The sequence below is a fragment of the Pseudoalteromonas sp. NH0006-26 genome (genome assembly GCF_057552415.1).
Map to the genome: position 1 here is coordinate 472,207 of NZ_BAAJMJ010000002.1, position 12,500 is coordinate 484,706.

Sequence of the window (12,500 nt, forward strand, 5' to 3'; positions counted from 1 at the left end):
ATACCAGCTTTAGCTAGTGTTTACGTGAACCATTTATGAATGAAAAAGCCAATAGCATGAATTATCCCTTAACATAGAATAAAAATCACCTAAAACCAGCGTAAATGCTGGCAAATAAACACACTTTGCTTTACATTTGCATGACATTAATTACAGTTATATGAGCGCATTTATGAACAACAATACTCTTCAACAACTCGAACAACTGATCGACCAACTAATTACCCGTAATAATCAGTTGCAAACTGATATTTCAGAGCTTAAAGAACAAAATAGTAAACTGCTTGATGAAAATGAATTATTACAGTTAGAGGCTCTCGAAAACGAAGAAAAGCAAAAAGATGCAAGCACCACCTTGACATCATTATTAGATAAATTACAAAGCGCACAACAGGCAAGCTAATGTCTGAGCTGCAAAACCAGCGAGTCACTGTTGAATTGCTTGGGAAAGAGCAGCAATTTGCTTGTCCGGCTGGGCAAGAAGAGGCACTAAAAGCGGCCGCTAAAAATTTGAATGATTTAGTTGAACAAATGAAACAACGTTCAACAGTCAGAAACGATCAAAAAGCATTATTAATGGCTGCGTTGAACTTAAGCCACGAATTGCTTGAAGCAAAAACGCAAAAATCAGTTGAACTTGAACATCAAGATCAACTGATTGATAAGCTGAGTCAGTACTTAAGCTCGAACCCTGAGCACATTAAATAAAAGCGCATTTTGCGCTTTTTTTGTTTTTACCGTCAAAATATAGCTAGAGAAAAGATGAAACCATTTTTAACTAAAGCTCAAAAAATAGGTAAGTGCTTACTGCCTTTAATCGGCCTATTTATACATACAAAAAGCAATGCAGCAGTTGAGTGGCAATCGTTATCGGCTAATATTCAATTTATCCAGCAGCCAGATAGGTTACGTTTTTACGACTCTAATCAAGTGTTAATTCAGGGCAGTGAATGTGCCTTACTGGTAGATGCCAGTGGTAACTTTGCAGCAGTAGAACAACTGGTTACCGAACTAAAACAACAGCTAAAGACGCCTTTATGTTACTTGGTTGCAACTCATTTTCATGACGATCACTTGCTGGGCATGGCGGTTATGCAGCATTACTTCCCAGACGCAAAACTGATTACTCACCAACAAGTCGCTAACGATTTTTCGCGTTATCAGCAAGCATTAACAGACAAGCTAGAGGGGTTCGAGAAAAGCATTGAGCTGAGCTATCAGCGATTAGCCACCTTATCCGATGATGAGCAAACTCAATGGCGAGAAAAGCTCACTCGCGCTAAAACACGCTTATTTCGCTGGCAAGGCTATCAACTAACACCACCAAAAATGAGTATTAGTGAACCTAAAACATTAGATTTAGGTGGCTATACGCTCACTATAAGCCCGCATCAGGCACATACTAATGGCGATTTAACATTACTTGCCGACAAGGGTAAAACCTTAATAGGTGGTGATATAATTGACTGGCTACCCTACCCAGGGCATGGCGAGCTTAATCAATGGCAAAACTTATTAAAAAAATATATAAATAATAATACGCTGTCACTTTTTATTCCTGGCCATGGCGATTTGGTAGATAAAGTTAAATTAAAACAATCACTCACGTTTTTAGAAGCAATTACGGAGCATGCTAAAAACAACCCCGACGCCAATATTGAGCAATTACAAAAAAACTTCCCAAGTGAAGCTCTAAAACCTTATCAACAAGAACCACTTGATATAAAATCAAGTCACTTGTTTTTGCAATCGGGATTACTTCGCGCTAAAAACAGCCAATAACTGAACACAATGGATTGTGTTAAAATATGGAAATATATTTTTTAAAAAGGAACAAAATGCGTCACTTGATCTTATGCTTTGCCATTGTATTGCTATGTAGCTGTAAAACCACACAGCCAGAGATCATTGCGCCTGTAGTCCCTGCACCTGTAGAGCAAAAAGCCGCACAATCAAACACGCCGACCTCTACAAACACCAACAAAGTTATTAATAAAAAAGCAATACCTAAAGCCCATAAAGTGACTCAACCGACTGACTTATGGGCACATATCGCTAATAACTTACATTTACCGGTTGAGCAAAATCAGGCGTTAAAAAAACGCATTAACTGGTATTTAAAACAGCCTAATTATTTAAAAATAGTGTCTCGACGTGCAGAGCCTTTTTTATACCATATCGTAAAAAAAGTTGAGCAAAAGCGCCTGCCGATGGAGCTCGCCTTGTTACCGTTTGTAGAAAGTGGCTTTAGACCTACCGCACGCTCAAGCGAACATGCAGTCGGTGTGTGGCAACTCGTTGCAGCAACCGCGCATCATTTTGGGGTTAAATCTGATCAATGGTACGACGGACGCCAAGATGTATTGGCCTCAACCGATGCGGCACTTGATTACTTAAGCTATTTACATAAACGTTTTGATGGTAATTGGCTGCATGCACTTGCTGCCTATAATACCGGTGAAGGTCGAGTTAAGCGCGCTATAAAACGCAATCAAAAACGAGGTAAATCAACTGACTTTTGGGCACTAACCCTACCAAAAGAAACAGCTGACTATGTACCAAAACTATTAGCACTAAGCTATTTAGTAAAACACCCTAAGGCAAAGTTTAAACGCCCAAAGCTTCCTTATAAAGCACTGACTACCTCGTTAAATGTGGCAAAACAGTTTGATTTTTCAATTATGGCCAAGCTCTCTGGTATGGGTGCAAAACAGCTACATGCTCTTAATCGAGGCTATTTAAAAAACCAAAGCTCACCCCATGGCCCGCACACTTTGCTACTCCCTATTGAGCAACAAGCTTTATTAAAAAACCGCTTTTTTAAAGCCAATTTTGCAGGGGAATACATAGTCAAAAAAAATGACACGCTATACGGTATTGCTAGGCATTTTGGCTTGCCCTTAAAAGTACTAAAACAGCTCAATAATAAGCAAAATAACTTTATTGGCGTTGGCGAAAAACTTGTTTTAGGGGAGCCGCAAACTTTGCCTGAGTCGCTCACTATTAACTATAAAATAAGTCCTTACTTAGAACAAAAAGAGCCAGTCATTCCAACCATCGAGGTAGATTACCACGTTAAACCCGGTGATAACCTTTGGAACATAAGTCAGTTGTATGGCGTTGCTCATAGCGATTTGGCACGTTGGAATAAATTATCAGCATCTAGCGTATTAAAACCTGGGACTCAGTTAGTTTTATTTATACCCCAAGCCGCTACACCTAAAGCCACACCGGCTAAAAAAGATCTGTTACTCGATTTACAAAATACATTAAATCATCCCCGTTAAGTTTCTAAAGCAAAGTATTTCGCGTAAAATTGTTTTTTAATCCGCAAAGATCAACAGATCCTAGCTAACATTCAAAGAGACAAACATGCAAATCAGTAAAAATTCTGCCGTTGAATTTCATTACACCCTTAGCGAAGCGGGTGAGCAAATAGAAAGCAGCCTAAACGACGCGCCATTAAGTTACATTCACGGCAGCGAAGGCATGCTACCTGGTTTAGAAACCGCACTTGAAGGTAAAGCCGCTGGTGATAAATTTAGCGTTACGTTATCTCCAAGTGAATCATACGGTGATCGTGTTGATGACTTAATTCAACGCATCCCGCTTAAGCACTTACAAGGCGATGTAAAAGTATGGAAGCCTGGTATGACTGCGATGGTGCAATCAAATCAAGGTCGCCATCAAGTGACTATCGTAAAAGTAGGCCGCTTTAATGCTGATTGTGATTTAAACCACCCATTTGCTGGTAAAACACTGACCTTTGATGTTGAGGTTGTATCAGTTCGTGAAGCAACAAGCGAAGAAATCTCTCATGGCCACGTTCATGCTGAAGGTGGTTGCGGCCACGCACATTAATTGCTAATTAAAGGAACAAGTATGTCAAAAGTTGCAATAGTAACCGGAGGCTCTAAAGGCATTGGCTTTGCTGTGGTACAGCGATTATTAACTAACGGCTATCAGGTTCATAACTTAGATATTGAGCCCAGTGAGAGTGGTATTTTTCATCAATGTGATGTTAGTGATGTAACCGCCGTACGCCTGTGTATACAGGCTATTATTGAAAAAACACAACGAATTGATGTACTTGTTTCAAATGCTGGTAAACATTTAAGTGCCACAATTGAGCAAACCGATGAAGCGACATTCGATGCGCTAATGGCACTTAATGTTAAAGGTGCGTACGCGGCTATACAAAGCGTATTACCAACTATGAAAGCACAGCAAGATGGCGCTATTGTGTTAATTGCCTCAGATCAGGCCATTATTGGTAAACAAAACTCATTTGCTTATAACCTGACTAAACATGCATTGGCTTCAATGGCTAAAACCACCGCCTTGGATTACGCAAGCTTTAATATTCGCGCTAATGCAGTGTGCCCTGGCACCATAGAAACGCCGTTATTTCATAATGCAATTGATGCATATTGTAAAAGAAGTGGTGCTAACAAAACCGATATTGTTGCAGAAGAAGCCGCCTTACAACCGCTCAACCGTTTAGGTCAAGCCGATGAAGTTGCTGCACTGGTAAGCTTTTTAGTAAGTGCAGATGCCAGCTTTATTACTGGCAGCTTGCAACGTATTGATGGCGGCTACACAGCACAATGAGCACTAAAATTATTGACCCGCATCTGCACTTTTTTAATTTGCTGGAGGGTCAATACACTTGGCTGCAAGGTGCTAACCCACCAGCTTGGTCTAACTTAGATAAAATAAAACAACCGATTAGCGTTGCTGAACTGATCAAAAGTACGGACTTTGAACTCGTTGGTTTAGTGCACATAGAAGCAGGCTTTGATAATAACCAGCCCGTTAAAGAGTTAAACTGGTTAGCCAACCATATTAAAACCATACCTTATAAAGCGATTAGCTTTGCAACAATTAACCAGCCAAATAACGCATTTAAACTAGCACTTCAGCAGCTAGAACATTGCTCTCTTGTAGGCATTAGAGATATCACTGAAGGTCATGATGCCGAGCGCTTATTGAGCCCACATTGCCTCGATAACCTGCAGCACTTGAGCCAATTAAAGCTGCATTTTGAAGCCCAATTTGAAGTAGAAAACCTCAACATCACCGAGCGGCTCATTTCTTATGCCAACCAAGTTAGTGACTTACAAATAATCATTAATCACACTGGGCTTGCACACAACCTTGCTAACTGGGCAGCTGCAATTGAACTACTTGCAAAGCAGCCTAATGTTGCGATTAAGTTTTCAGGTTTTGAGTTACTCATGCTTAATAGCGAGCTGCAAAGCCAATGTTTTATACATATATTAAAGCATTTTGGTATGCAAAGAGTGATGTTTGCCAGCAACTTCCCAGTGTGCCAAATTAACATTAACTACAATGAGTTATGGCAACATTACCGCACTCTCTGTGACGATACTATTATCTGGCAGCACCTGAGTTACAAAAATGCAGCGCGCCTCTATCAACTCTAAATAAAAACCGCTATATTTAGCTCAACAGTTTAAAAAACGAGCATGCGTATGGCCATTTTTAATTCACCTTCTCTTAAATACACATTACTTCCTTTTTCGCTAGCCGCCTTATTAACAGGTTGTGGCGGTGGAGGTAGCGACAATGCGACCAATCCAACAACGGATAATAGCGGCTGGACTTCAGGTGTATTTGCTAGCTCAGGACAATTTAAAGGTCAATGCCAAGCAATTAATGAAAAAAACTGGCTACGCTCTTGGAGTAACGAAACCTACCTATGGTATGACGAAATTATTGATACCAATCCGGCATTAACATCAGGCGTTATTGATTACTTTAATACTTTAAAAACTGAGCAACTGACTGAATCGGGTGCGCAAAAAGATAATTTTCACTTTAGTTTGCCGACCGATGAGTGGCAAAGACAAAGCCAATCTGGCCTGAGCTTTGGTTATGGCTTTAACATAAAAATAATTGCAGGTAGTGCGCCACGCCAAGCTATTGTTAGCTACACCGAGCCAAATACCCCAGCTAGTAATCAAAATATTATTCGTGGTTTTGAGCTTTTAGAAGTTGATGGTGTTGATTTTATTAACACCACATCATCGAGTGAGGTAGGTATTATTAATGCAGGTTTATTCCCCGAGCAAACGGGTAAAGTTACCGAATTTGTATTTAGGGATATCAGCACCAATGAAAATCGCACTGTTACGCTCACGTCTCAAAATATCGAATCGCAACCAGTAATGAATGTTCGTACCGATTTAGCCGATGGTGATGTAGGTTATTTTCAATTTAATAGCCACAACGCCATAGCCGAGACACAGCTTTACAACGCCTTTAACCAACTCGCTGCCAGTAGCATTAAAGATTTAGTCATTGATGTGCGCTATAACGGAGGGGGACTATTACAAATGGCTAGCCAAGTAGGCTACATGGTAGGGGGCAATAACACGCAGGGCAAAATATTCGAACGCACTATTTTTAACGATAAATACCCCAATACTAACCCTGTGACAGGGCAAACACTGACACCGATGCCTTTTACAAATCGTTTTGTTGGCTTTGAAAATAATCCTGCAATTGTAGCAGGCACGCCGTTACCCACCTTGAACTTGGAAAGGGTATTTTTACTCACCACCAGCAGTACCTGCTCGGCTAGTGAGGCTATCATTAACGGGCTGCGCGGAGCAGATGTTGAAATTATTCAGATAGGCGCAGGCACCTGTGGTAAACCCTATGGCTTTTACCCTACCGATAACTGCGACACCACTTATTTTACCATTCAATTTACTGGCGAAAACAATAAAGGTTTTGGTGAGTATTCAGATGGCTTTGCACCGCAAAATACTATTGATGACGCACGCCAACCTGTTCGTATTGCAGGGTGTGCTGTTGCTGATGACTTTACTAAACGCTTAGGTGATGCAAGTGAAGGCTTACTCGATACTGCGCTGAGCTATAGAGAAAACGGCAGTTGCCCTGCCCCAAGCTCAATAAATAGTGTTCTTGGTTTTGCGCCCACTATCGCCACCGATATGCCAGAAGTAAAAGATATGCGAGTTCAAACCATGCTAGAACAAAATATTATTCTTAGTGATAACATGAGATAAGCAATGAACATATTATTAGCAATAAGCATGGCTGCAGCGACATTAGGGCTAACGGGTTGCTTAGCGCAAAGCTCAGAACCCACACCTAAGTTGCAACATGCGTTACTGGTTGAGCCAAATAGCGCTAAAGTAGCCGAGGCTATTACGCAACTGCTACATAGCTCGCAGGTTCAATTAGCCGATGACGTTTTTGTAACCTCAAGCACAGTTACGCTTGAGCAACTTAATCACAAAAACTCTCAGGGAAATCCGATTATGGGCAAGCAGCTTAATATGCCGGATCAGTTTGAACTGATGATTAAGGTAGAGCGCTGTTTTGTTCGCCACCTTGATAGCAAAGCAACCATTGAACTAAAACAGGTGCTTTGTAAAATAAATCCACAGCGATAAAAAGCCGGTAAGTGAGTTATCACTTACCGGCTATTCATAAATAGAGCTATTTAACCTGAACTCTGGATAATAAATCCATCTCAAGCAGAGTTCAGGTTATTTATTTTATTTCTACGCGTTGTGAGCGCATTACAATTTCATCGTTAAGTTCAATCCCAAGACCTGGTTCTTCTGATACTTCAAAAAAGCCATTTTTAGGTTGTGGATCTTGTAAGCATAATTCTCGGTTCCACTTTTTAATCGCATAAGTATGATGTTCATGGATTAAAAAGTTAGGGATCGCTGTTTCTAAGTGCAATGCTGCCGCGGTTGCAACCGGCCCACCACATACGTGTGCCTGAATACGCACGTCAAAAATATCGGCGTAATCACATACTTTTTTAGTTTCAGTAAAGCCACCACATAAACCAATATCTGGCTGCAATACATCAATACTTTGATCTTCCAAATATGGACGCACACCCCAACGGTTATATAAGCGCTCGCCGCCAGCAATAGGCACAGCCACTTTATCAGCCACTTTGGCATGTAACGAATGGTTCAAATAATTCACTGGCTCTTCAAAATACATACAGTCGAATTCTTCTGCAATCTCACCAATTTGAATTGCTGATGTCGCACCCGGTAAACTGTGGCATTCAAAAATAATATCGACTTCGTCACCCACGGCTTCACGAATAGCTTGCATACGGGCACGGTATAGTTTCATTTCTGGGCGGGAAATAATATTTGTACGATCGTAATAGGTATTGCCATCTTTATCATATTGAATTGGGTCAACTTTTACTGCATCGTAACCTTCTGCAATTGCCTTAAGCGCCGCTTCAGCATATTCTTGTGGCTGCACCAATGCTTTAAATTCGCTGTCCCAGTCAAACTGTAACTGTGATGCATAAGTACGTAGTTTTTCATTAACTTTACCACCAAGTAACTGATAAACAGGTAAACCCAATGCTTTACCTTTTATATCCCAAAGCGCCGTATCAATTGCACTCATTGCTGCATAAACTACAGGCCCACCGCCTAAACCCCAAAAGCTTTCACGCAACATACGTGACCATAGTTTTTCAGTTTGAAACGGGTCGTGGCCAATTAAAAAGGCATCGGCCATTTCTTTGATCATCGCAGCGGCAGCGCTGTGACCTAAGTCATACGCAAGACCGGCTTCACCTACACCGCTAATCCCTTCATCGGTATGAATGCGAACAAATACCGGCGTCCATGCAGGACGTTCAGGACAATGAATATCAAAGACTTCAACGCGATTTACTTTCATAAAAAATTCCTTATTAACCTTTATCGGTTATTTTGCAAAACTTGGGTCAAGACGATACGCTTTTCGTAACATGGCAGGCCATGCTAGCTGCCCCCCAGTACTGCCGCTGTGAACAACGTTCGCTTGGTTATAAATGTTATCAATAATAGCTTGTGGTACTGCAATCGCTTCTTGGACGCTTGATTGAATGGCTAACTGTATTTCACAGGCACGCTGAAGGTCATAAAAGCGCATAAACGCATCACCTACTGTTGGCCCTACCGTTAAGCCGCCGTGGTTCACCAATAGCATATGATTGGTGGTGCCTAAATCTGTTTGCAGGCGTTTACGCTCATCATCATTCACCGCTAGACCTTCATAACCATGGTAAGACAGAGAAGGTAATGAAAACATCGAATACTGACTTAACGGTAACAGCCCTTCTTTTTGTGTTGCAACTGCAATGGTTTCTTTAGTGTGCAGGTGTATGACGCAATGGGCATCCTCACGTACTTCATGAATGGCACTGTGAATGGTAAACCCCGCCGGGTTAATATCAAATGGAGTGTCGTCAATAATGCGGCCATTTAAATCGACTTTAACTAAGTTAGATGCAGTGATCTCATCAAACGTTAAACCAAACGCGTTTACTAAATAATGATCCGTACCCGGTAGGCGAGCAGAAAGGTGCGTATAAATTAAATCCCCCCAACGAAAATGGTCTACCAATCGATAACATGCGGCTAAATCAACACGTAGTTGCCACTCTTGTTCTGATACTTTATTTTTTAAATCGAGCTGGGGTAAATCAAACATAACAAGCCTTTTAAAACACAGCATAGCGCTAGTGATTGTAGATGTTTAGAAGTCTAAATGAGTATGCGCATGATGGCAATCACCAAATAAAAAAGCCACACAAAGGTGTGGCTCTTTTTAGATTGCGTTAGCGATTATTGTACTTTTGATAGGTAATCGGCAATTGCTTCAAATTCTTCATCAGTCACAGTCGCAACCATTGCTTTCATCGCCATAGACATACCATTGCTACGTGCGCCTGACTTGATGTCTTTCATTTGCGCTACTAAATACTCTTTGTTTTGACCATTTAGTTTAGGGTACATCGCCATAATAGGTGCTTTACCATCTGCACCATGACATGTTTGACAATTTTTAGCGGTGTAAAGTGCAGCGCCATCAGCAGCGGCGGCTGAAAATGAAAAACTTGCGGCTAAACCAATACCCGCGCCTAATAAAAGTGTTTTTATCTTGCTCATTGTATTTACTCTTCTTTTTACGGTTAAAAAAAACGGTTGTGATAATTGTAGTCAATAAATCTTTAAAAAGCATACGTCCTTGATAAGGTTTGACGATCAATCAGAACAAATACGTGTATCCCTCATAAAACAAATATTAGCTTGCCTTAGCTGAGCAGATACTTAATAACACCTTACCAAATAAGATCGTCTGGTACTTCAAAATCAGCGTACGGATCGTCTTCGTCCTTGGCTTTGTTCTCAGGTTCAACATGAAACACAATATACTTTTCATCAACCTCAGCCACTTTGCGTGCAGGCTCGTCTTCTAATACGTAAAACTGGCCTTCTAATACACAAATTGCTAAACGTCCGCCCGAGAGCGCCTTTTGCGTTTGCTCATTCACATCAAGGCCCTTTACTTTATTTTCATAAGTAAAGTTAAAGGTACGCTCACCGCGAATTGACTCTTGATTGTGATGCTCTAAAATTTGCTTAACACGGGCTACCTGCTCGCGTTGCTTTAATTCTTCTTGGCGCGTTTTGTTAAGCTCTTCGGCTTTTTGCTGCTGCTCAAGCTTGGTTTGCTGAATATGCTTTTGCAAATCATTTGGGTTGCTTGTCGCTCCCTTCTTTTGCTTTTTCTGTTGCTTGCGCTTTTCTGATTTAGCAACTTTGGCTTTATGTGATGTTGTTAAACCAGCTTGGAGCAATTGCTCTTGTAGTGACCCCATGGCGTGTTCCCACTAAAAACGAATATTAATGCTATTTTAATCACCAACGAGCGTAAATAACAGCGCTATTGGTATTAATCTAACAAACTACTGAAAACAAAGCATGATTTAGCGCAATAAAGGTTAATTTATGAAAACCCTAGCAGTTTTGTATATAATGCGACTCAACTAATAAGCAATGTTAACGGCAGTCAATGCGCTTATCTCACTTACTCCTTTGTTCTGTTTTTATTTTTTTTGTCTTATACGCACCACAGCCATTATTAAGTTTATTTGCCACCGAATTTAATGTAGCGCCAGCCATTGCAGGCAGCTTAATGACTGCCACTATGCTGCCTTTAGCCATTGCCCCTTTGGTGTATGGGTTGTTTCTAGCCAAGCGAAACCCATTATTAATTTTACGCATCGCAATGTTATTACTCGGTGTCGGCTGTTTATTATTTATTTATGCCCCTAGTTTTGAGCTACTATTACTTGTTCGGTTTTTACAAGGGTTAACTTTACCGGCCGCTTTAACCGCTATGACCAGTTATATTGGTATGAGCTATCAAGCCGATACATTACAAAAAAATATGACTCTTTATATTGGTAGTACTATTGTCGGTGGTTATTTTGGCCGAGTATTGGCTGCGCTCTTTAGCGACTTGTGGTCATGGCAAAGTTTTTATTACTTAATTGCTGCCATGTTGATAATACTCTCGCTTAGCATCCCCCATAAACGCTTTGTCCTGAGTAGCTCTAGTGAAGTGTTATCACCTTTAGATTATATGAAACAACTTAAAGAAGGCTCGGTACTTAAACTTTATGGTGCCATATTTTGTATGTTTTTTTGCTTTGCCGCATTATTAAACTACTTGCCTTTTATTTTAAAAAATACCTTTTTAATTAATAACACCCGCGACATTGGCTTAGTTTATAGTGGTTATTTAATTGGCGCGTTAGCCTCTATTTTTACCCCGTGGTTATTAAAAAAAATGACCTCAGCTTGGCGCTTATTGGCATTGGTATTCCTGTTTTATAACCTCAGTATTGTGTTATTAATGAGTCATTCACTGATGTTGTTTTTAATTGCATTCACACTCTTTTGTGGCGCTATGTTTGTAATTCATTCAACAGCGGCACCATTGGTTAATAAAATTAGTCACGCTCCACCGAGTGTTACTAATGGTTGTTACGTGTCATTTTATTATAGCGGTGGCGCACTAGGATCGTTATTACCTGGGGTGGTTTATCAAGCACACGGGCAAACCGCATTTATGGCAACACTTCTTGCGGTTTGCTTATGTGGGCTGGGTCTTATTTTGTGGGCTCAGCGCGAGGGTAAAAACATCACCCGCGGCTGATGTTCAGTAAAATCAAAAAAACGCAGTAAATCAGGCTTAGTTAATAACCATGTTTGGGTGTTTTCAAATGGATGGCAATGAAATAAATCGCCAAACCAAATATCCTGATCAAGCCAAAGCGTTACATCTCGTTGCTTATCGTTCATTAAGCTGAGCATTGACACACAACCTGGTGCAACTTTTAAGTACTTAGCCAAGCGCTCATTAGAGGCAAACCCTAAACGCGATAGCCCTTGCTGTTTAGACAACGATTTTAAATCGAGTTGTTTATCATGCGCGGTGATCACTAAAAAATGACGCTTACCTTCGTTATCTCGCAAAAATAGATTTTTTAAACGTGTTCCTGGGCGATTCACCATCAGCTCGTCAGCATCTAAGCTACCATGCAACGCTGGATGCTCAATCACATCATAGTTAATATCAAGTTGGGCTAACACCGCCGCTAATTTTTGTTTATCTGCTAACAT

Annotated in this window: 15 protein-coding genes; 10 read left to right on the forward strand and 5 right to left on the reverse strand. The window is 40.7% G+C overall.

Features of this window, described 5'->3' with window-relative positions; translation table 11 throughout:
- Nucleotides 1-172 precede the first annotated feature (172 nt).
- From AC27JR_RS04830 to AC27JR_RS04870, 9 genes are all read left to right on the forward strand, one after another.
- A complete protein-coding gene (locus AC27JR_RS04830) occupies nt 173-403 on the forward strand; it encodes a DUF904 domain-containing protein (protein ID WP_487172935.1) in 231 nt (76 codons plus the stop codon).
- A complete protein-coding gene (locus AC27JR_RS04835; protein WP_008466310.1) occupies nt 403-708 on the forward strand; it encodes a cell division protein ZapA in 306 nt (101 codons plus the stop codon). The genes AC27JR_RS04830 and AC27JR_RS04835 overlap by 1 nt, the downstream gene beginning before the upstream one ends.
- 54 nt (nt 709-762) lie before the next feature.
- Nucleotides 763-1,782 (forward strand): MBL fold metallo-hydrolase, encoded by a 1,020-nt coding sequence (locus tag AC27JR_RS04840; RefSeq protein ID WP_487172936.1) that lies wholly within the window; start codon nt 763-765, stop codon nt 1,780-1,782.
- Between the two features lie 56 nt (nt 1,783-1,838).
- Nucleotides 1,839-3,287: a transglycosylase SLT domain-containing protein gene (locus AC27JR_RS04845; RefSeq protein WP_487172937.1), complete on the forward strand. Its 1,449-nt coding sequence runs from the start codon at nt 1,839-1,841 to the stop codon at nt 3,285-3,287.
- Nucleotides 3,288-3,372: 85 nt separating this feature from the next.
- A complete protein-coding gene (locus AC27JR_RS04850; protein ID WP_487172938.1) occupies nt 3,373-3,861 on the forward strand; it encodes an FKBP-type peptidyl-prolyl cis-trans isomerase in 489 nt (162 codons plus the stop codon).
- 21 nt (nt 3,862-3,882) lie between these two features.
- Nucleotides 3,883-4,611: an SDR family NAD(P)-dependent oxidoreductase gene (locus AC27JR_RS04855; RefSeq protein ID WP_487172939.1), complete on the forward strand. Its 729-nt coding sequence runs from the start codon at nt 3,883-3,885 to the stop codon at nt 4,609-4,611.
- Nucleotides 4,608-5,447 (forward strand): amidohydrolase family protein, encoded by an 840-nt coding sequence (locus AC27JR_RS04860; RefSeq protein ID WP_487172940.1) that lies wholly within the window; start codon nt 4,608-4,610, stop codon nt 5,445-5,447. Before AC27JR_RS04855 ends, AC27JR_RS04860 begins: the two co-directional genes overlap by 4 nt.
- A 48-nt stretch (nt 5,448-5,495) precedes the next feature.
- Complete coding sequence (locus AC27JR_RS04865) at nt 5,496-7,058, forward strand: S41 family peptidase (protein WP_487172942.1); 1,563 nt, start codon at nt 5,496-5,498, stop codon at nt 7,056-7,058.
- 3 nt (nt 7,059-7,061) lie between these two features.
- Nucleotides 7,062-7,448 (forward strand): hypothetical protein, encoded by a 387-nt coding sequence (locus tag AC27JR_RS04870; RefSeq protein WP_487172943.1) that lies wholly within the window; start codon nt 7,062-7,064, stop codon nt 7,446-7,448.
- A 100-nt stretch (nt 7,449-7,548) separates the two neighbouring features.
- Here the strand turns inward: AC27JR_RS04870 and AC27JR_RS04875 are convergent, their stop codons facing one another.
- The 4 genes from AC27JR_RS04875 to AC27JR_RS04890 form a co-directional block, all read right to left on the reverse strand.
- A complete protein-coding gene (locus AC27JR_RS04875; protein ID WP_487172944.1) occupies nt 7,549-8,724 on the reverse strand; it encodes a mandelate racemase/muconate lactonizing enzyme family protein in 1,176 nt (391 codons plus the stop codon).
- Between the two features lie 27 nt (nt 8,725-8,751).
- The gene (locus AC27JR_RS04880) at nt 8,752-9,519 is read right to left on the reverse strand and encodes a class II aldolase/adducin family protein (protein WP_008113470.1); all 768 of its coding nucleotides are present in this window, start codon (nt 9,517-9,519) and stop codon (nt 8,752-8,754) included.
- A 134-nt stretch (nt 9,520-9,653) separates the two neighbouring features.
- Nucleotides 9,654-9,977: a c-type cytochrome gene (locus AC27JR_RS04885; protein WP_008113473.1), complete on the reverse strand. Its 324-nt coding sequence runs from the start codon at nt 9,975-9,977 to the stop codon at nt 9,654-9,656.
- Nucleotides 9,978-10,150: 173 nt separating this feature from the next.
- Entirely contained in the window at nt 10,151-10,690 is a 540-nt protein-coding gene (locus AC27JR_RS04890) for a DUF2058 domain-containing protein (RefSeq protein ID WP_036980338.1), read from the reverse strand.
- Between the two features lie 194 nt (nt 10,691-10,884).
- On the opposite strand from AC27JR_RS04890, the gene AC27JR_RS04895 reads away from it, so the two are divergent.
- Nucleotides 10,885-12,033 (forward strand): MFS transporter, encoded by a 1,149-nt coding sequence (locus tag AC27JR_RS04895; protein WP_055012389.1) that lies wholly within the window; start codon nt 10,885-10,887, stop codon nt 12,031-12,033.
- On the opposite strand, the gene AC27JR_RS04900 is transcribed toward AC27JR_RS04895, so the two are convergent.
- The gene (locus AC27JR_RS04900) at nt 12,000-12,500 is read right to left on the reverse strand and encodes a prolyl-tRNA synthetase associated domain-containing protein (RefSeq protein ID WP_055012388.1); all 501 of its coding nucleotides are present in this window, start codon (nt 12,498-12,500) and stop codon (nt 12,000-12,002) included. The two genes, AC27JR_RS04895 and AC27JR_RS04900, sit on opposite strands and share 34 nt — an antisense overlap.

Coding starts and splice junctions, on each gene's coding strand:
- AC27JR_RS04890 (WP_036980338.1), bottom strand. CDS start 10,690: ATGGGGTCACTACAAGAGCAATTGCTCCAAGCTGGTTTAACAACATCA.
- AC27JR_RS04840 (WP_487172936.1), top strand. CDS start 763: ATGAAACCATTTTTAACTAAAGCTCAAAAAATAGGTAAGTGCTTACTG.
- AC27JR_RS04855 (WP_487172939.1), top strand. CDS start 3,883: ATGTCAAAAGTTGCAATAGTAACCGGAGGCTCTAAAGGCATTGGCTTT.
- AC27JR_RS04850 (WP_487172938.1), top strand. CDS start 3,373: ATGCAAATCAGTAAAAATTCTGCCGTTGAATTTCATTACACCCTTAGC.
- AC27JR_RS04870 (WP_487172943.1), top strand. CDS start 7,062: ATGAACATATTATTAGCAATAAGCATGGCTGCAGCGACATTAGGGCTA.
- AC27JR_RS04845 (WP_487172937.1), top strand. CDS start 1,839: ATGCGTCACTTGATCTTATGCTTTGCCATTGTATTGCTATGTAGCTGT.
- AC27JR_RS04875 (WP_487172944.1), bottom strand. CDS start 8,724: ATGAAAGTAAATCGCGTTGAAGTCTTTGATATTCATTGTCCTGAACGT.
- AC27JR_RS04880 (WP_008113470.1), bottom strand. CDS start 9,519: ATGTTTGATTTACCCCAGCTCGATTTAAAAAATAAAGTATCAGAACAA.
- AC27JR_RS04830 (WP_487172935.1), top strand. CDS start 173: ATGAACAACAATACTCTTCAACAACTCGAACAACTGATCGACCAACTA.
- AC27JR_RS04860 (WP_487172940.1), top strand. CDS start 4,608: ATGAGCACTAAAATTATTGACCCGCATCTGCACTTTTTTAATTTGCTG.
- AC27JR_RS04835 (WP_008466310.1), top strand. CDS start 403: ATGTCTGAGCTGCAAAACCAGCGAGTCACTGTTGAATTGCTTGGGAAA.
- AC27JR_RS04895 (WP_055012389.1), top strand. CDS start 10,885: ATGCGCTTATCTCACTTACTCCTTTGTTCTGTTTTTATTTTTTTTGTC.
- AC27JR_RS04865 (WP_487172942.1), top strand. CDS start 5,496: ATGGCCATTTTTAATTCACCTTCTCTTAAATACACATTACTTCCTTTT.
- AC27JR_RS04885 (WP_008113473.1), bottom strand. CDS start 9,977: ATGAGCAAGATAAAAACACTTTTATTAGGCGCGGGTATTGGTTTAGCC.
- AC27JR_RS04900 (WP_055012388.1), bottom strand. CDS start 12,500: ATGTTAGCAGATAAACAAAAATTAGCGGCGGTGTTAGCCCAACTTGAT.